This window comes from Streptomyces sp. NPDC002309, from assembly GCF_053593375.1.
The window spans coordinates 1-18,123 of sequence record NZ_JBSFCI010000009.1 but is presented as its reverse complement, the minus strand read 5'-3'; the positions used below and the strand labels follow the sequence as shown (position 1 = coordinate 18,123).

Below are 18,123 nucleotides of genomic sequence, written 5' to 3'. Positions count from 1 at the left end.
ACGCCATGCAGGGGACCCAGGAGCCGACGTCACCGACCGCCGCCTACACGCCGTCCGACCGCACCGTCCCCACCCGCTCGGCGGACCGCGCCTCCTACGACAAGGACCTGGTGCACGCGATCCTCGACGAGGGGTACGTCTGCCACCTCGGCTTCGTCCGCGACGGTGCGCCGGTGGTGCTGCCCACGCTCTACGCCCGGGTCGGCGAGCAGCTCTACGTGCACGGCTCGACCGGCTCACGCCCGCTGCGGATGACCGGACAGTCCGAGCCCGGCCTGCCGGTGTGCCTCACGGTCACCCACGTCGACGCGCTGGTCCTGGCCCGCTCCGCCTTCCACCACTCGATCAACTACCGCTCCGTGGTGGTGCACGGTGTCGCCCACGACGTCACGGACCCCCAGGAGAAGCGGCTGGCCCTCGACGCGCTGGTCGACCACGTGGTCCCCGGCCGGTCAAGCGACTCGCGGCCCGCCGACAAGAAGGAGTCCGCCGCCACCGCCGTCATCCGCCTCGACCTCGACGAGGTCTCCGCGAAGACCCGCACCGGCGGAGCCGAGGACGACCCCGAGGACCTGTCGCTCCCCCACTGGGCCGGCGTGGTCCCGCTGCGCAAGGGCTACGGCACACCGGTGCCGGACGCCCGCCTGGCGCCCGGCACCGAACTGCCCGGCTATCTCACCGGGCGGTGATCCCGCGCGCCCCGCGCGCCTCGGCCACCGCGAGCCCCGCGACGGAGCCCAGCATCAGCAGGGTCCCCGTCACGGTGGCGGTCGTCAGCCGCTCGCCGAGCAGTGTGACGGCCAGCACCGCCGCGCTGACCGGCTCCAGCAGCATGATCACGGACACGATGGCCGACCGGACGACGGCCGCGCCCGCGAAGTAGAGCGCGTAGGCGAGCGCCGTGGGGATCGCCGCGATGTAGACGAGGAGCCACAGCAGCAGCGCGGGTTCCGTCGTGTGCGGCACCAGGCCCTCCGTGAGCGCGAACGGCAGCAGGCACAGGGTCGTGACCGCGAACGCCCACACGGTGGTGGCGGAGGCGTCGGTGCGGCCGTCGCGACCCCAGTAGCGGGTCAGCAGCGTCATCGCGCTGTACCCGGCGGCGGACAGCAGGGCGAGCGCGACACCCCACGGACGTACGGCGGTGTCGCCGCCGCCGAGCACCAGCACCCCGAGGCCGCCGAGCGCGCCGACGACGGCGAGGACGCCGGCCCGGCCGAGCCGCTCCCCCATCGTCAGGCGCGCGCCGAGCGCGATGAGGACAGGGCCCGCGCCGAGGGTGACGACGGTGGCGACGGCCAGGCCGGTGGCGGAGACTGCGGCGAAGTAGGCCGTCTGGAACACCGCGAGACCCAGGCCCACGGCACCGATCCGCAGTGCCTTGGGCGCGGGCGGCCCGGCGGAGGCGCCGGCCCCCGGCCGTAGGTGGCGGGCCGCGAGCAGGAGGAGCAGGCCGACCGCGCAGCGCCAGAAGGACAGAGCGACCGAGCCCATGTCACTGGCGCGGTAGACCAGCGAGGCGGCCGCGCCCGCGGTGCCCCAGGCGGCACCGGCGACGATCAGATACAGGAGGCCTCGCCCGACGGGCAGGCCGGAAGCAGCAGTGGACACGCGTTTCTCCGCATGCGCCCGAGAGCGCGGATGTTCGGGAAGGACCGCCGCTCGGCGGGGTCCGCGGACGACTTCCGCGGGCAGCACCGTCCCGCCCGGCGCCAAGGCGCAGGGCCTCGAAGAGCCCGCCTCAGGCGGCCGGGGGCGGAAGAACGCATGCGTCCATGTGCATGATCGTCACCCTAGGCCGCGGTGCCCCGGGCGGACAACTCCCGCTCGGCCCCGCCGCTCGTCACCGGCTCCGGCGAGCCCTTCGACGGCGTCGACGACTGCGCGATGAAGGCCCCGGCCAGGACGACGACGCCGCCCACGATCTGCGGCGCCGAGAGGTGCTCGCCGAGCAGCACCCAGGCGAGTACGGTCGCGATCACCGCCTCCAGGCACGCCACCACACCCGCGACCTGCGGAGAGAGCCGGCGCACGGAGAGCACGCCGGTGACGTACGCGACGACGGTCGCGACGAGCACGATCCAGGCCAGCAGCGCGGCGGCCGGGACGGCGGTGCCGTCCATGTGCGCGGAGTGCGCGAGCACCGACCAGTCCATGCCCCAGGGGCGGGCGACGACGGTCAGCACGAGAGCGCCGATCAGGAGGCCGAAGGCGATCACACCGAGCGGGTCGGGGGCGTCGGCGCCGGAGTCGCTGCCCTGGTCGGCCAGCACGAAGTAGCCGACCTGGCAGCAGGCGGCGCCGAGGGCGAGCAGCAACCCGAAGGCGTCGAAGCCGAGTCCGGACCACACCTCGACGACACAGGCCAGTCCGCCGACCGCGAGGACCACGCCGAGCGCCGCGGCACGCGTCACGGGCCGCCGCTGCACGAACCGGACCCAGCCGAGCACCAGGGCGGGCGCCAGATACTCGACGAGCAGCGCGACCCCGACCGGGATACGGGATATCGCGGCGAAGTAGCAGGCCTGCACACCGGCGACGGCCAGCAGGCCGAACCCGGCGAGCAGGGCGGGGCGGCTGCGCAGCAGCGCGCGGTGGCGCACGGCGAGCGGCAGCATCACGAGGGCCGCGCCGGCCACACGCAGCCACACCACGTGCAGCGGGTCGAGGCCCGCTTCGATCAGCGGCTTGGCCGCGACTCCCGATCCGCCGAAGGCGACCGCGGATCCGAGCGCGAGCGCGAGTCCGGTTCCCCTGCCGCGGCTGCCCCTGCTGCTGACTGACGTATGCACGCCGACATGATGACAGGCGACGACATCACCGTCACCCTCCATGACTCCTGTCTCGCCGACTGGACCCCGGGCCCCGCTCAGCAGCCGGCCTCGGTGCCCCCGACCCGCTCCTGCGCGTGCTGCTCGATCCGCAGGAACAACTCGGGTGCCTCCACACCCGCCCGCTCCAGCACCTCGACGGCCCGCGACCGCGGGTCCACGACGATCCCCGCGAGCAGGTCGAGCCCCCGCGCCCGCCCGTCACCACGGCGTGCGGCGCGCTCCCCGGCGTAGGCCATCGCCGTGGCGACCGACGGCGAGTGACCCGGGACGCCGGTCACGACGGGGACCGCGCCGGAGTCCTCGACGGCGGTCTGCCAGCGCAGGCCGTAGCCGATGCTGCGCTGCACGAGGTAGCCGAGCAGCCGCGCGAGCTGCGGTTCGCTGTCGAAGACGGCGCGCACCTCGGGGTCGTACTCCAGGAGCGAGTGCAGCAGATGGGCGGTGTCGACCTGCCGGTCCGCGTCCCGTACGGCCCGCCTGCGGGCAGCCGCGACCACCACCGCCAGCTCGTCGCTGAGACCGGCATCGTTGTCCTCGGTGGGGCGTTCACCGGCCTGCTGCCGGGGGATCGGGTGTTGCACACCCTCCACCCCATCAGCCCCCTCGGGTCCGGTCATCCCCGGCCGGAACCATTTTCCCGTCCCACGGACAGGGGACATCCCTGGCCCGCATCTCCTCCTTGGGGATGAGATCAGGCCGGAACCGGCCCGACGCACACCACCGGGACCGCCGGGAACGCCGCCGACGGGCCCGGATTTCCTGACGGCTCGTCAGTATTGAATGTTGCGGGCCCTGCGGCTACGTTCCGCGACACCGAAGCCCGACACGAAGGGGTGGTCGCATGGCCGAAGTCAGCGCCGAGGCACGCATCGAGGCACCGGCCGAGAAGGTGTGGGCCCAGCTCACGGACTGGTCCGCGTACGGGGAGTGGAACGCGACCCACACCAACTTCCCCAAAGGCGGCCCCACGACCCTGGAGACCGGCGCCACGTTCCAGGAGAACATGAAGCTGATGGGCTTCCCGGCCGAGGTCGAGTGGACCGTGGAGGAGCTGACACCCGCGCGGGTGCTGGCGATTCGCGGCAAGGGCCCGATGTCCGTGATCGTCACCACGCGCTACACGCTGATCCCCGACGGGGACGCCACGACGGTACGCATCGACGGCGAGTTCACCGGCGCCGCGGTGTCCCTGATGGCCGGCAAGCTCAAGGACTCGGCGACGGCGGCACTGGACGAGTCGCTGCGGAAGCTGGCCGGGCTGGTGACCTGAGGCCGCCGCAGACCCCGGCCGCGGCTCACGGCGGAGCGCCCCGCGGACCGTTCCACGGGGCGCCTCCAGTACCGTCGGACAGGCGTCAGTCCTCGTCGGCGAGGATCAGGTACAGCTTCTTGCGGGCGTCGTTGATGACGGTGAGCGCCTTCTCGCGCTGCTCCTTGTCGCCGGTCTTCCAGACCTGGCTGAACGCCTCCATCAGCCCGAAGCCCGCCTGGCGGATCTCGCCGAGGGCCTCCCAGTCGACGCCGCGCGACGCCTCCTCCCACGGGGCTTCCGGTCCCTCCTCGGCCGCCGTGCGGCCCGCCTCGGTGAGCGAGAACAGTTTCTTGCCGCCCTCGGACGCGCTGACGATCAGCCCCTCGTCCTCCAGGAGCTGGAGGGTGGGGTACACCGAACCGGGGCTGGGCTTCCACGCCCCGCCGCTGCGCTCGGCGATCTCCTGGATCATCTCGTAGCCGTGCATCGGCCGGTCCTTCAGCAGGGCCAGGATCGAGGCGCGTACGTCTCCGCGCCGCGCCCTTCCCCTGGGGCCTCCGCGTCCTCGTCCGCCCCAGGGCCCGGGGCCGAAGCCACCGAATCCACCCGGGCCACCGTGACCGAAACCGTGTCCGCCGGGACCGAAGGGGCCGAACGCCGCGCGCAGGGCCTCGAAGTCACCACGACGGCGCCGGGGGCCGTCGTGACCGTGTCCACGCTCGTAGCCGTGGTCCTGCATGGTCATCACTCCAACCGTTCGTCGATCTGACGCAGACCTGCTGATGATCTGTCGCGATACTTCAACGATATATCGGAACAGTTCGCCGAACAAGCCTCCATCTCGTCGCGAGCCGTGCCCGGAAAGGGTCCAGTGCCCGCGCATTGGCCTTGGCCCGGGTCTTCGCGCGGGCCCTAGCGTCAGGGGTCATGCGGATTCGAATCGTCGACGCCTTCACCGACCACCCCTTCGCCGGCAACCCGGCGGGGGTCCTGCTCCTCGACGCTTTTCCCGAGGACGACTGGATGCAGCGCGTGGCCCTGGAGGTCAACCACGCCGAGACGGCCTTCGCCCACCCGCTGCCCGGAGGCGGCGAGGCCGACTGGGCCCTGCGCTGGTTCACTCCGGCCGCGGAGGTGGCGATGTGCGGTCACGCCACGCTCGCCACGGCCCACGTCCTGCACAGCACGGGTGCCTCCGAGGGCCCGGTGCGGTTCGCGACGCGCAGTGGCGTCCTGGTGGCCACGCCCCAGGAGGACGGTTCGACCACGCTGGACTTCCCCACCGCCCCCCTCACGCCTGTCGACGTCCCCGAAGGGCTCGCCGCGGCACTCGGCGCGCAACCACGGGCGGTCTTCGACACCGGCCCGAACGTCGGCGACCTGCTGGTGGAGCTCGCGGACGAGCGGACCGTCCACGCGCTGCGCCCCGACCTCCGGGCCGTGGGCGCCCATTCGTCGCGCGGCGTCATCGCCACGGCCCGCGCGAAGGAGCCGGCCCTCGGGTACGACTACGTCTCCCGGTGCTTCTTCCCGAACGTCGGCATCGACGAGGACCCGGTCACGGGCAGCGCGCACACCGCGCTGGCGCCGTTCTGGTCCGAGCGCCTCGGCCGCGCCGAACTGACGGGCCTGCAGGCCTCGCCCCGCTCCGGCCGGGTCCGCACGGAACTGCGCGGTGAACGCACCCTGCTCGGCGGCCGGGCGGTGACGGTCATCGAGGGCGAGCTGCTCGTCCAGCGCCGGTCGTCCGGCTCAGGCCACCGCGAGCCGACAGGGCGCTGCCGATGCCGGTGACCGGGCTCTGGTGGGCGCGGGAGAGGGGCGAGGCGACGGGGGTCCCGCCCGCGCGAGCAGGGCCGAGCGCGGGGAGGTCGGCTCCCGACGGCGACGCGGCAGCCGGGCGGGGCGGAGCGTTCGTCCGCGGCCTGAGCCGAACGACCGGCCCCGACGGAGTCTCAGGCGGTGGGGAGCCAGTCCACCTTGCCGGCGAGCAGGGCGTATCCCACGAAGGCCCCGATGTCGAGCAGCGAGTGCGCGACCACCAGGGGACCGACACGGCCCCAGCGCCGGTAGAGCAGGACGAAGACGACGCCCATCACCATGTTGCCGATGAACCCGCCGATGCCCTGGTACAGGTGGTAGGAGCCGCGCAGCACGGAGGCGGCCGCCAGCGACGCACCGGGTGACCAGCCCAGCTGGTCCAGCCGGCGCAGCAGATAGCCGACGACGATGACCTCTTCGACGATCGAGTTCTGCAGCGCCGAGAGGATCAGCACCGGGAACTTCCACCACACCTCGGGCAGCGCCTCGGGGACCACCGTGAGGTTGAAGCCGAGGCCCCGGGCGGCGAGGTAGAAGGCGATGCCGGTGCTGCCGATCACGGCGGCGACGACGGCTCCGCGTCCGAGGTCCGACCAGGGCCGGCTGCGGTCGAAGCCGAGTGTTCGAAGGCTCCGCCCCTCGCGCATCAGGAAGTGCGCGACCAGGGCGACGGGGATCAGCGCGGCGGTGATCCCGAACAGCTGCCAGGCCAGATCGAGCCAGGGGCGCCCGGGTGCGGCGGAGGCGTTGAGCGTCGCGGCCTGGTCCTTCAGACCTCCGGGCCTGGTGACGGAACCGACGAAGCTGATGAGCGCGGAAACGGCGCTCGCGCCCAGGGAGAGCCCCAGCACGATCAGGGTCTCGTCCCGCAGCACCCGACGCGAGGGCACCCCGTCCGCCCGATCACCCTTCACGGTTCCCGTCTCAGCCTGCACGCCCGCCTCCAGCCGCGTCGTCCCAGCGCACATCCTCGTCCTGGTCACCAGGACGTGCGCGGAACAGCCTCGCAGACGTGTCCGTGCGGCCGCCCCCGACCCCTCACCCGGTCCGGACAGCCGCCTCCGGAAGCCCGACCGGCCAGGTGTGCACCGGCTCGCCCTGCCGCATCAGTTCGGCGTAGCGCCGCGTCGTCGCGGCCAGTGCGGCGTCACGGGACAGGCCGGCCTCCGACGCCCGGTGGAAGGTCGCGACCTGCCAGGACGCGCCGTTCACCCGCCGCCGGCACCGCTCGTCGATCACCCCGAGGTACAGGTCGCGGTCGGCCGGTTCGACGCCCCAGGCGTCCAGTCCGGCGGCTGCCAGCGGCAGCAGTTCGTCCCGGACGAGGCTGACCGCGTCCACCTCGGTCGTCCCGCCGTACCGGACCCGTCGCGGCCACGTGAAGCGCGCCTCGATGCCGTACCGGCACGCGGCGTCGAAGTTGGCCGCGGCCGCCTCGAAGGGCAACCGGGTCCACACCGGCCGGGAGTCCTCGGCGAGCGCGCGGATGAGGCCGTAGTAGAAGGCCGCGTTGGCGATGACGTCGGTGATGGTCGGGCCGGCGGGCAGGACCCGGTTCTCGACGCGCAGATGCGGGACGCCGTCGGCGATGCCGTAGACGGGCCGGTTCCAGCGGTAGACCGTGCCGTTGTGCAGCACCAGTTCGGCGAGTTTCGGCACGCCGCCCGCGTCCAGCACGGCCAGCGGGTCCTCGTCGTCGCAGATCGGCAGCAGCGGGGGGTAGTAGCGCAGGTTCTCCTCGAAGAGGTCGTACGCCGAGCTGATCCAGCGCTCCCCGAACCAGGTACGCGGCCGGACGCCCTGCGCCTGGAGTTCGGGCGGGCGGGTGTCGGTGGACTGCTGGAACAGCGGCGGCCGGGACTCGCGCCACAGCTCCCGGCCGAAGAGGAACGGCGAGTTCGCGCCCACCGCAATCTGGGCGGCGGTGGCGGCCTGCGCGGCGTTCCACACGTCGGCGAAGCGTCCCGGGGTGACCTGGAGGTGCAGTTGCACGGAGGTGCAGGCGGCCTCGGGGGCGATCGACTTCGACGTGCAGGTCAAGTGCTCCACACCGTCGATGTCCAGGGTGAAGTCCTCGCCGCGGGCGGCCACGATCTGGTCGTTGAGCAGGACGTAGCGGTCCACGTCGGAGAGGTTCGAGGAGACGAGGTCGTCGCGTTCGAGGGTCGGCAGAATACCGATCATCACGATTCCGGCGTCCACCTCACCGGCTTTCCGATGGGCATATGCCAGTGACGTACGGAGTTCTTCCTCCAGGCGGTCGAATACCCGGCCCCCCAGCCGATGGGGGGCTATGTTCACTTCCAGGTTGAACATGGCGAGTTCTGTTTGGAAGTCACGGCTCGCGATCCTTTCGAGGACCTGTCCGTTGAGCATTCTGGGCATACCGTCGGCGCCGGCGAGATTCAGCTCGATCTCCAGCCCCATGAGGTTCTTGGGCCGATCGAACCGCTCCTCCTCCAGAAGCCGCCCCAGCCCCTGCAGGCACTGCTGGAGCTTGCTGCGGTAGCGCTGACGATCGGACAGGTCGAACGCGCCCGCCACGACCTTCTCCCCCATCGAAGCGTCCCTCCTCGGTGGGCGGGCCGAAAGATCCGGCCGCCGGTGTCCGGGTCAGGATGGATGATGCCCAGCCCCGGCGATCCATAACGCCCCCGGTGAACGACCGCAGCCGCTACTCTGACCCCTTGGGCCAGGAAGATCGGTGGCACATTCACCGGGCATGCCGCACCCTGCACTTTTGGACGCAGAAGACCTCGTGAAAAACGCCGACGAGAATTGGCCGACCGCTGTTCGGACATTCTTCGAGGTCATCGCGGTGTCCCCCCTTCGGAAACGGGATGATTTCCACGTATCGCTGACCGGATGAACTCTTGTGCGAGTGCCCGGAAACGGTTAGACGAAACACCGGCTGAACAAATGTCGTATAAACTCGGTCGGCAGGGCAGCAGGCCGGAGCTCATGGTCGGAGGAAACTGTCGTCGTCGATCACGCCCGGCAGGCCTCACACCCAGACCATCGTTCGCGGAGCCGGCCGTACCTGCCTTCCCACCCACGTGAGCTGACAGCGCCGTCCGCCCCGCCCGTCGCGCCACCCTGCCTGTCGAACGAGAGGCGACCCACCATGCCGCTGTTTGTCCCCCCGGCACCCGCGCCAGCACTTCGCTCCGTCCTCACGGCCCTCGGTTCCCCCACCGCGGTCCGCGAGGCCAAGACACCCGCACTGCGCAACGTCCAGGGCCCTGTCACACCCGAGCTGCCGCTGCCGGTCCATGTGCTGGACCGGATCACCGCGAACGGCGAGCCGGTCACCCGACTGGCCGGATGGCGCTTCCTGATCCGCTCCGGCGACCAGGTGGTCGCCGCGGCGGAGAGCATGCTCACGCCGGACGGCTGGGCGTTCTCGCACTTCTTCGAGGGTCCGTACCTCGTCTCCACCGAGCGCGCGCTGCGTCAGGCCGAGGCCCTCGCCGAGTCGTACCAGGCACGTCTGCTCTCGGTGCCGGGCCTGTACATGCTGACGCTGTGGCTGCACGGGGACCACGCCTCCGACGGCACCGCCGGTCACCCCGCGGCGGCCGATCTGCTCGTCCCGCTGGCTCCCGCCCCGCCCGGCATCGCGGCCAACCGCCCGCACCGGGTCGCCGAACTGCTCCCGGTGCTGACCCTCCGGGTGCCGCCGGCGCCGCCCACGCCGCTGCTCGGCTCCCCGGCCTGACCGCCGGGCGGATCCGAAGGGGCGTACTCCGTCCGCCGTACCCCGTCACCGGATCGCCGGTGGCGGGGTACGCCGCTGTCGCGCCCCGGGTCCCCGGACGGACTAGCCCCATCAGGCCACCTCGAACCATCCGAAGTGACAGTGCAGTTGGGCTGAACCGTCCGCGCGGGTGATGCGTCATCAACCTGTGAGAGGCGGTGCCGCGAAATCCCTGCGGAAAGACGCCCGTAGGGCAACACTGGGTTCGACCGACCGATGACAACGGGGGGCGGCCATGAACGAAGCTTCACGCCGCGGGACAGACACGACAGCGATCACCGACGACACATCAGAGCGAAAGATCCCATCCATGTGCCAGCACCAGTCACCGTGCCCGACCGCCGACTCCGCCGACCGGGAGTCCGCCCGTCTCGTGGCGCACCACCCGGAGCAGGGCTGGAGCCTGCTGTGCAACGGTGTCGTCCTCTTCGAGGACACCGGTGAGCTCCTGCCGGACGGCCAGGTCATCGCCCCGCACCGGCTGCCCGCCGGCAGCCAGGTGATGACCGCCGCCTGAGCCAGGACCGGGCGGCCGCGCCACCCGGGGAGAACAAGGGGCCGGCCCGCGGACGTACACCGCGCACCGGCCCCGACGCGTCTTCGGCCACGGTCACTGACCGTGGTCACTCATGCGCGTCCTACATCAGCCCTTCCGCCAGGGACCCCAGTGAAAGGGCCGGGAGGTAGTTGAGCAGCGCCAGCAGCAGTGCGGATCCGGTTGCCAGGACCACGAAGTTGACCCCGCGGGCCTGCAGCGTGCCCACGGTGACCACGCCCGGCCGTTGCAGGGCCAGCCGCCCGGCGAGCGCGAGCAGGAACGCCATCGGCAGATAGCGGCCGATCAGCATCGCCGCCGACATCAGCAGGTTGTGGAAGTCGGTCGCCCCGTTGAAGCCCGCCATCGCACTGCCGTTGCCGTTGACGTTGGAGGTGTACGCGTAGGTGAGTTCGGTCAGTCCGTGCGGTCCGGGATTGCCCATGGACGTGGGTCCGTGCCCGAGGCCCACCGCGAGCGCCACACAGACGAGCACGGCGGTCGGTGAGACCAGCGAGTACAGCACGACGTAGCGCATCTCCCCGAAACCGAGCCGCTTGCGCAGGTACTCGGGTGTACGGCCCACCATCAGGCCGCCGATGAAGACCGCCACCATCACGGCCATGATCAGGCCGTACAGCCCGCTGCCGGTGCCGCCGGGGGCGATCTCGCCGAGCATCATCGCCGAGAGCAGCACTCCGCCGCCCAGGCTGGAGAAGCTGTCGTAGGACGCGTTCGCCGCTCCGTCGGCCGAACCGGTGGCCGCCACGCCGAAGAGCGTGGAGGCGGGGATGCCGAAGCGGGTCTCGGTGCCCTCGTACTGGCCGCCGACCGCTTCCGTGACCGTGCCGTTGTGGGCGCTCTGGGCGAGGTTGGCGGCCGCGAGCAGCAGACCGAAGAGGATGCCCACGACGGCGAGCAGGGTCCAGCTCTGCCGCAGCGAGCCGATCATCCGGCCGTAGGCGCGGATGAAGGCGGTCGGGATCAGCAGCATCAGCACGATCTCGATCGCGTTGGTGACCGCGGTGGGGTTCTCGAAGGGATGCGCGCTGTTGGCGTTGAAGACGCCTCCGCCGTCACCCGTCATCAGCTTCAGCGGCTCCCAGGAGCCGACCGGGCCGCCCAGCAGCGTCTGCTCCCCGCCGGCGACCGTGGTGACGGTGTGCGCGCCGCCCAGGCTCTGCGGCACGCCCAGGGCGATGAGCACGATGCCGAAGACGACCGCCAGGGGCAGGAAGATCCGGAAGATCGAACGGGTCAGATCGACCCAGAAGTTGCCCAGCCGGTCCGTGTCGCCGCGCGTCAGGCCCCGGACGAGGGCCAGTGCCACGCACAGGCCGACGGCGCCGGAGGCGAACGCCTGGACGCCCAGGCCCGCCATCACCGCCAGGTGGCCGGTGGCCGACTCACCCGCGTAGTTCTGCCAGCTGGTGTTGGTGGTGAAGCTGATCGCGGTGTGCAGGGCGAGCCGCCAGGGCATGCCCTCGTGGCCGGTGGACCAGGGCAGCCGGCCCTGCAGGGTGAACAGCGCGAAGAGGGCGGCGATGCTCGCCGCGCTGAACGCGAGGAGCGCGAACAGGTAGTGGCGCCAGTCCTGTTCCTGGTCCGGGTCGATGCCGCAGACCTTGTAGAGCAGCTTCTCGGGGCGTCCGTGCCGTCCGCTGTCGAGGGCCCGAGCCATGTGGTCGCCGAGCGGGACGTGCAGTCCCAGGACGACCGCGAGGATGAGGGAGGCCTGAAGCCAGCCGTACATGTCGGTCAGTTCCCCTTCATGGGCCGGGCGCGGTCGAGTGCCGCGTTGAGCTCGACGACGTTCACGGCCGGCTCGCCGAGCACGCCGAGGCCGCGGCCTGCGGTGTATGTGCCGACGAGCCCCCGCACGGCGTCCTCGCTCATACCGCGTTCACGGGCGATCCGCGGGGTCTGGAGCGTGGCGTAGGCGGGGCTGATGTGCGGGTCGAGGCCGCTGGCGCTCGCGGTGACCGCGTCGGCCGGGACCTCGGGGGCGGCGGGCGCGTCGCCGCGGACCGGGGTGACGACGGCTTTGGCGTGGTCCTCGCCCGGCTCGGCGCACTCCACGGTCACGCCCTCGTACTCCGCGGTGAACGGCTTCGACGGGCATGCCTGGTTGAGACTGACCACACGGGTGGCGCGGCCCGTGCTGCCGTCCTGGCGGAAGACGCCGAGGACCGCGCCGACGCCGTCGTCCGTGCAGAACGGGCGGGAGCCGTCGACCTGTTCGAGCTCGCCGACGGCCTTGCTGCGTCCGCACACCTGGGTGAGCAGGCTCTGCTTGCCTTCGGGGCCGAGGACGTCCACCGTCGACTCCGGGCCGAGGTTGCCGGCGGCCGAGGCGGTGGCGTCGTAGCCCTCGCCGGCGTTCGAGGGCCGGGGCTGGAAGTAGTACGGGATCGGGTTGCCGTCGCCGTCCAGGAAGGACTGGCCGATGAGCGAGCTGCCGCCCTCGGCGAGCTTCGAGCCGCGGGCGTCGTCCCGCAGTCCCGGGACCTGGGCGATCGCGGTCATCCCCAGGGGATAGGCCAGACCGACGAGCACGGTGAGCACGATGACCATCCGGATCGCCGCCACATTGTGGCCGATCCAGGCAGGCGTCCTGGAGAGAAGTTTCATGATCAGATTCCCGGGATGAACTGGACCACGGCGACGTCGATGAACTTGATCGCGAGGAAGGGCAGGAGCAGTCCGCCTCCGCCGTAGATCCACAGATTGCGGGTGAGCAGCTTGTCGGCGCTGCCAGGGCGGTAGCGCACCCCGCGCAGGGCGAGGGGGATCAGCGCGACGATGATCACCGCGTTGAAGATCACCGCGGACAGGATGGCCGAGGTCGGTGAGTGCAGGCGCATGACGTTGACCGCGTCCAGCGAGGGGTAGAGCCCGGCGAAGATCGCCGGGAGGATCGCGAAGTACTTGGCGATGTCGTTGGCGAGCGAGAAGGCGGTCAACGCTCCCCGGGTGATGAGGAGTTGCTTGCCGATCTCGACGATGTCGATGATCTTGGTCGGGTCGGAGTCGAGGTCGACCATGTTGCCGGCCTCCTTGGCGGCCGACGTGCCGGTGTTCATCGCCACGCCGACGTCGGCCTGCGCGAGCGCCGGGGCGTCGTTGGTGCCGTCACCGGTCATCGCGACCAGCTTGCCCCCGGCCTGCTCCTTCTTGATCAGCGCGAGCTTGTCCTCGGGAGTCGCCTCCGCGAGGAAGTCGTCGACTCCCGCCTCCCGGGCGATCGCCTTGGCGGTCACCGGGTTGTCACCCGTGATCATCACCGTGCGGATGCCCATCCGGCGCAGCTCCGCGAAGCGTTCGCGCAGACCGGGCTTGACGACGTCCTTGAGGTGGACGACGCCGAGCAGTCGCGCCGGCTCGTCGCCGACCCGTTCGGCGACCGCGAGCGGGGTACCGCCGGTGGCCGAGACCTGGTCGACGCAGTCGTGCAGTCCGGCGGGGACCTCACCGCCGTTGTCCCGGACCCAGGCGGCCACCGCGGCGGCCGCGCCCTTGCGCAGCTGGTGGCCGCCCGGCAGGTCCACGCCCGACATCCGGGTCATGGCACTGAACGGCACCCATGCGGCGTCGGGGTCCGCGGTCCGCTCCAGGTCGAACTTCTCCCGTGTGTACGCGACGATCGAGCGGCCCTCCGGCGTCTCGTCGGCGAGGCTGGACAGCAGGGCGGCGTCGGCGAGCCGGCCTCCCGTCACCGCGCCGATCGGGAGCAGCTCGCCCGCCCGCCGGTTGCCGAAGGTGATGGTGCCGGTCTTGTCCAGCAGCAGGGTGTTGACGTCGCCCGCCGCCTCGACCGCGCGTCCCGACGTGGCGAGCACGTTGCGCTGCACCAGCCGGTCCATGCCGGCGATCCCGATCGCGGACAGCAGCCCGCCGATGGTCGTCGGGATCAGACAGACCAGCAGCGAGACGAGCACGATGCCGGTGATGCCGTCCGCCGTGAGCGCCTCGGTGTCGTGGGCGGCCGCCATGAAGTCCATGGAGAACACCGCCATCGGCTGGAGCGTGACCACCGCGACCAGGAAGACGAAGGTGAGCATCACCAGGAGCAGGTTGAGCGCGAGCTCGTTGGGGGTCTTCTGCCGGTTGGCGCCCTCGACCAGGGAGATCATCCGGTCCAGGAAGGACGCGCCGGGCTCCTGCGTGATCCGGACGACGATCCGGTCGGACAGCACGCGCGTGCCGCCGGTGACGGCAGTGCGGTCGCCTCCCGACTCGCGGATGACCGGTGCGGACTCGCCGGTGATGGCCGACTCGTCGATGCTGGCGACACCCTCGATCACATCGCCGTCGCCGGGAACGAGTTCGCCGGCCTCGACGACCACGAGGTCACCCTTGCGCAGCTCCGCCGCGCCGACCGGTTCCTCGACGTACTCTCCCGAGCGGACGTGCGCCACACCGCCCACGAGCCGGCGCGCGACGGTCCGGCCGCGCATGCCGCGCAGCGTCTCCGCCTGGGCGTGGCCACGGCTCTCGGCGACCGACTCCGCCAGGTTGGCGAACACGACCGTGAGCCAGAGCCAGGCGGTGATGAGCCAGCCGAACAGCGACGGCCGGGCGACGGCGAGTCCGGTGGTCAGCACGGCACCGATCTCGGTGACGAACATGACCGGGTTGCGGGCCAGCGTGACGGGGTTCAGCTTGTGCAGAGCGGCGGGCAGCGCGCGCCAGAGCTGCTGCGGATCGAGCAGGCCGGCGCCGATCCTGCGCGCCGGTTCCGACGCCGACGGCCGCACCGCCCCGGTGGGACTCTCCCTCACGGGTGCGGGCGCGGTCATCAGAAGCGCTCCGGCTTGATCAAAGCCACCACCAGGTAGGCGAGCAGGGCGATCGCGACGATCAGCCCCACCACGTTCTCGGCCGTCACGGGTTCCTCACATGTCGTTTCAAGAGGGGCGAAGTGACACCTCCGGCCGAGGTCGTGGCCGGCACTCGGCCGGAGGTGGTCGAGGGGGCGACGGGGGTCAGAGGCCCACGTCGCGGCTGCGGATGTCGTCCAGGGACTCCCGGCGGACCAAGAGCCTCGCGCGGCCGTCGGCGACGGCCGTCACCGGCGGCCGGCCGACCATGTTGTAGCCGGAGGCCATGGACAGGTGGTAGGCGCCCGCGACGGGGACGGCCAGGAGGTCGCCGGGCCGTACGTCCGAGGGCAGTTCCACATCGGCGGCGAGGACGTCGCCGGCCTCGCAGTGCCGGCCGACCACGGTCACGGGAGCCGGGGCGGCGGTGCTGTGGCGGCCGACCAGTCGCGGCGCGTACCGCACCCCGTACAGGGCGGGCCGCGGGTTGTCGCTCATCCCGCCGTCGACGGCGACGAAGGTGTGCGAGCCCGTCTGCTTCACGGCCAGGACGTGGTACAGGGCGACACCGGACGGACCGGCGATCGCACGGCCCGGTTCGATCATCAGACGGGGCACCTCGATGTCGGCCGTCGCGCAGGCGTCGGCCAGCTCGGCACGCACCTTCCGGGCCAGCGTGGTGATGTCCAGGGCCTCCTCGCCCGGGCGGTAGGCGATGCCGTGGCCGCCGCCGAGGTCGAGTTCCGACAGGACCAGGCCGTACTGCTCGTGCAGGCGGGCCATCAGGCCGACCATACGACGCACGGCCGAGAGGTACGGCTTGACGCTGGTGATCTGCGAGCCCAGGTGGCAGTGCAGGCCGGTCAGTTCGAGCTGCGGCTGGTCGAGGATGCGGGCGATGGCGTGCTGCGCGTATCCGTCGGAGATGGACAGGCCGAACTTCTGGTCGTCGGTGCCGGTACGGATCTTGGCGTGTCCGCCGGCGCTGATGCCGGGGATCACCCGGACCATGACCTTCTGATGTCCCTCGGGCCCGACGGCCGCCGCCAGCCGGGCGATCTCGGAGGGGCCGTCGATGACGATGCGGCCGACGCCGAGCCGGAGCGCGGTCTCGAGGTCGCGGGGCGACTTGGCGTTGCCGTGCAGCACGATCTTCTCCGGCGGGAAGCCGGTGGTGACCGCCAACTCCAGCTCACCGGCGGAGCAGACGTCGAGCCCGAGGCCCTCCTCCTCCACCCAGTGGACCATCGCCCGGCACAGGAACGCCTTGGCCGCGTAGAGGACGTCGGCTTCGGGAAAGGCGTGCCGGTAGGTGCGGCAGCGCTCACGCACTTCCGCCTCGTCGAGGACGTAGACGGGTGTGCCGAAGCGCTCGGCGATCCCGGCGAGCTGTACGCCGCCCACGGCGACTTCGCCCGGCTGGTGCTCGGTGGTGGAGGCCGGCCACACCGACATGGCGTCGGTGGTGGTGACGGCGGGTTCGTGAAGCGTGGTCATCGTGCGGTCCTCTCAACCGATCCACAGCGCGAGCGCCGAGACGAGGGCGGCGGCGCCGGTGACACGCAGGACACCGACGGCATGGGGTTTCCGGGAGGCGTCTCGGGGGGTCTCCGGCACCGCGCGCGACGCGGACTTCCGGGGAGCGGAGGCAGGCTCCGGTGCGGGCGGCGCCGTCGGCGCGGACGCCTTCGAGGTGTCACGGGCCGGTGCGGGTGCCGAGAACTGGGGGTCGATCGTGACGGTGGTGACCCCGAGCGGCGCGGTCAGTGCGCGCAGGGCGGGTTCGGCCAGCCGGATCCACGCCTGGTCGCGACCCAGGGTCGCCTTGAGCCGCTGCTCGGAGGTGAAGCCCACGGCCGTACGGTCGCCGAGGGGGCTGCGGAAGAGCCGAGCTGCGGAGCCTGCCGGTCCCGGCCGGACGGGGACGTAGAGAGGTCCGGCCGGGAACCGTTCGCAGGGTTCCGGGTCGTCACACGTGAGATCTGCCATGGGATGCCTCCTGGAGGATCCTGAGCTGGTTGCTTTCCTGGCTGACGCGCCTCGGTCGCCGGAAGACGGTCCGGGGCGCTCGCCAGACGCTATGCCCGGCATCCGCCGGCGCCGACGGCTCATGACGCGTTGCTGACGGCGAGCGTGCCGACGCTGACGGGTTGCTGACGGCGTGGCCGGCCGGCCCGCCGAAGGGCGCTAGAGGCGTGCCAAGAAGTGACGTTCCGTCTGTTCCCGTCCCGCGCGGCGAGGTGGGATGGGGGGTGCGGCCGTGTGTGCCGCACGCGGGCAGGGCCACGCGGGTGTGTGCGAAGGAACGGTGGAGCCATGACCGATCACGACCATTCCGGTGCCGCGCGCGTCGTCGTCGGCGTGAGCGGCTCCCTGGGGAGCCTGACCGCTCTCTGCCGGGCGGCCCAGGAGGCCCGCTCCCGGGGTGCCGAGCTGTGGCCGGTGCTGGCCTGGGAGCCGCCCGGCGGGCAGCTCGCGGCGAGTCGGTCCACCGCTTCGTGCGTGCAGGCCTACGAGTGGCGCGAGCCGGCCCGCGAGCGCCTGCTGACCGCGCTCCGGCATGCCTTCGGCGAGGAGGGCCCCGGGGTCGCCATGCACGCGCTGGTGGCCCACGGCACGCCGGCTCGCGCCCTGGTGGACGTCGCGGACCGCGCGGACGACGTCCTGGTGGTCGGCGCCGGGCGCCGGGATATCTGGCACCGGGCGTTCGCCCCCTCGGTGAGCCGGTACTGCCTGACGCACGCCCACTGCCCCGTGCTCGCGGTGCCGCCGTCCCCTCTGGAAGCCGAACTGGCGGTCCTGCACCGTCGCAACACCTGGGGGCTGCGCCTGGACTCCGGGGACTTCACCTGCGGTCCGGAAGCGGTACGGCCGGAGTCCTGAGGCGGGACCGCCGTGCAGCGCGATACCCCTTCACGCGCTGTCATGCGGCGTCATGCCCTTGATGCGCGGCGCCCCGGCCGGTCCCGGCGATCCGGGCGACGCACCACCCCGGTGTCATGCCGGAGCCCCCGACGGCATCCGCCTGGACACCGGGTACACGGGCGGCGACGAGATCGGCGTCCACTACGACCCCATGCTCGCCAAGGCCGTCGCCCACGCCC

At 71.8% G+C, this 18,123-nt stretch carries 17 protein-coding genes and 1 pseudogene; 6 read left to right on the top strand and 12 right to left on the bottom strand.

From position 1 onward, the window contains the following. Positions 1–5: 5 nt before the first annotated feature. On the top strand, positions 6–689 hold the full coding sequence (locus tag ACWCPM_RS10065) for a pyridoxamine 5'-phosphate oxidase family protein (protein ID WP_450975658.1): 684 nt from the start codon (positions 6–8) through the stop codon (positions 687–689). On the opposite strand, the gene ACWCPM_RS10060 is transcribed toward ACWCPM_RS10065, so the two are convergent. The 3 genes from ACWCPM_RS10060 to ACWCPM_RS10050 all read right to left on the bottom strand — a co-directional run bounded on the left by ACWCPM_RS10060 (position 676) and on the right by ACWCPM_RS10050 (position 3,415). Further along, positions 676–1,611, bottom strand: a complete 936-nt coding sequence (locus ACWCPM_RS10060; protein ID WP_450975657.1) for a DMT family transporter — start codon at positions 1,609–1,611, stop codon at positions 676–678. The genes ACWCPM_RS10065 and ACWCPM_RS10060 overlap by 14 nt on opposite strands. Before the next feature lie 182 nt (positions 1,612–1,793). After that, on the bottom strand, positions 1,794–2,834 hold the full coding sequence (locus ACWCPM_RS10055) for an EamA family transporter (RefSeq protein ID WP_450975656.1): 1,041 nt from the start codon (positions 2,832–2,834) through the stop codon (positions 1,794–1,796). A gap of 35 nt (positions 2,835–2,869) precedes the next feature. After that, entirely contained in the window at positions 2,870–3,415 is a 546-nt protein-coding gene (locus ACWCPM_RS10050) for a Clp protease N-terminal domain-containing protein (protein WP_450975655.1), read from the bottom strand. Between the two features lie 260 nt (positions 3,416–3,675). Between ACWCPM_RS10050 and ACWCPM_RS10045 the strand changes: the two genes are divergently transcribed. Next, on the top strand, positions 3,676–4,104 hold the full coding sequence (locus ACWCPM_RS10045) for a type II toxin-antitoxin system Rv0910 family toxin (RefSeq protein ID WP_450975654.1): 429 nt from the start codon (positions 3,676–3,678) through the stop codon (positions 4,102–4,104). Between the two features lie 85 nt (positions 4,105–4,189). Here ACWCPM_RS10045 and ACWCPM_RS10040 read toward each other — a convergent pair whose 3' ends face one another. Then, the gene (locus tag ACWCPM_RS10040; protein ID WP_450975822.1) at positions 4,190–4,825 is read right to left on the bottom strand and encodes a PadR family transcriptional regulator; all 636 of its coding nucleotides are present in this window, start codon (positions 4,823–4,825) and stop codon (positions 4,190–4,192) included. Positions 4,826–5,013: 188 nt separating this feature from the next. Between ACWCPM_RS10040 and ACWCPM_RS10035 the strand changes: the two are divergent. Then, positions 5,014–5,817 (top strand): annotated as a pseudogene (locus tag ACWCPM_RS10035) (PhzF family phenazine biosynthesis protein); the annotation flags it as partial. Between the two features lie 224 nt (positions 5,818–6,041). On the opposite strand, the gene ACWCPM_RS10030 reads toward ACWCPM_RS10035, so the two are convergent. Both ACWCPM_RS10030 and ACWCPM_RS10025 read right to left on the bottom strand, forming a co-directional pair. Next, positions 6,042–6,842, bottom strand: a complete 801-nt coding sequence (locus tag ACWCPM_RS10030) for a CPBP family intramembrane glutamic endopeptidase (RefSeq protein ID WP_450975653.1) — start codon at positions 6,840–6,842, stop codon at positions 6,042–6,044. Between the two features lie 103 nt (positions 6,843–6,945). Further along, positions 6,946–8,466 carry a glutamate--cysteine ligase gene (locus tag ACWCPM_RS10025; protein ID WP_450975652.1) on the bottom strand — a complete coding sequence of 507 codons (1,521 nt, stop codon included), beginning with the start codon at positions 8,464–8,466 and terminating at the stop codon, positions 6,946–6,948. A 565-nt stretch (positions 8,467–9,031) separates the two neighbouring features. On the opposite strand from ACWCPM_RS10025, the gene ACWCPM_RS10020 reads away from it, so the two are divergent. After that, entirely contained in the window at positions 9,032–9,625 is a 594-nt protein-coding gene (locus ACWCPM_RS10020; RefSeq protein WP_450975651.1) for a hypothetical protein, read from the top strand. Between the two features lie 349 nt (positions 9,626–9,974). Then, positions 9,975–10,181, top strand: coding sequence for a DUF5999 family protein (locus tag ACWCPM_RS10015; RefSeq protein WP_450975650.1), 207 nt, complete (start codon positions 9,975–9,977; stop codon positions 10,179–10,181). 121 nt (positions 10,182–10,302) lie between these two features. Here the strand turns inward: ACWCPM_RS10015 and kdpA are convergent, their stop codons facing one another. From kdpA to ACWCPM_RS09985, 6 genes are all read right to left on the bottom strand, one after another. After that, positions 10,303–11,952 carry a potassium-transporting ATPase subunit KdpA gene (gene kdpA / locus ACWCPM_RS10010; protein ID WP_450975649.1) on the bottom strand — a complete coding sequence of 550 codons (1,650 nt, stop codon included), beginning with the start codon at positions 11,950–11,952 and terminating at the stop codon, positions 10,303–10,305. A 5-nt stretch (positions 11,953–11,957) separates the two neighbouring features. Further along, positions 11,958–12,830 (bottom strand): potassium-transporting ATPase subunit C, encoded by an 873-nt coding sequence (locus ACWCPM_RS10005; protein WP_450975648.1) that lies wholly within the window; start codon positions 12,828–12,830, stop codon positions 11,958–11,960. A gap of 2 nt (positions 12,831–12,832) precedes the next feature. Beyond that, on the bottom strand, positions 12,833–14,998 hold the full coding sequence (kdpB, locus tag ACWCPM_RS10000; protein ID WP_450975647.1) for a potassium-transporting ATPase subunit KdpB: 2,166 nt from the start codon (positions 14,996–14,998) through the stop codon (positions 12,833–12,835). Next, positions 14,998–15,087, bottom strand: a complete 90-nt coding sequence (kdpF, locus tag ACWCPM_RS09995) for a K(+)-transporting ATPase subunit F (protein ID WP_063797361.1) — start codon at positions 15,085–15,087, stop codon at positions 14,998–15,000. The genes kdpB and kdpF overlap by 1 nt, the downstream gene beginning before the upstream one ends. A 97-nt stretch (positions 15,088–15,184) precedes the next feature. After that, entirely contained in the window at positions 15,185–16,516 is a 1,332-nt protein-coding gene (gene lysA / locus ACWCPM_RS09990) for a diaminopimelate decarboxylase (protein WP_450975646.1), read from the bottom strand. A 12-nt stretch (positions 16,517–16,528) separates the two neighbouring features. Then, positions 16,529–17,008 (bottom strand): SAV_915 family protein, encoded by a 480-nt coding sequence (locus tag ACWCPM_RS09985; RefSeq protein ID WP_450975645.1) that lies wholly within the window; start codon positions 17,006–17,008, stop codon positions 16,529–16,531. A 327-nt stretch (positions 17,009–17,335) separates the two neighbouring features. On the opposite strand from ACWCPM_RS09985, the gene ACWCPM_RS09980 reads away from it, so the two are divergent. After that, positions 17,336–17,902: a universal stress protein gene (locus tag ACWCPM_RS09980; RefSeq protein WP_450975644.1), complete on the top strand. Its 567-nt coding sequence runs from the start codon at positions 17,336–17,338 to the stop codon at positions 17,900–17,902. Positions 17,903–18,123: the final 221 nt, after the last annotated feature.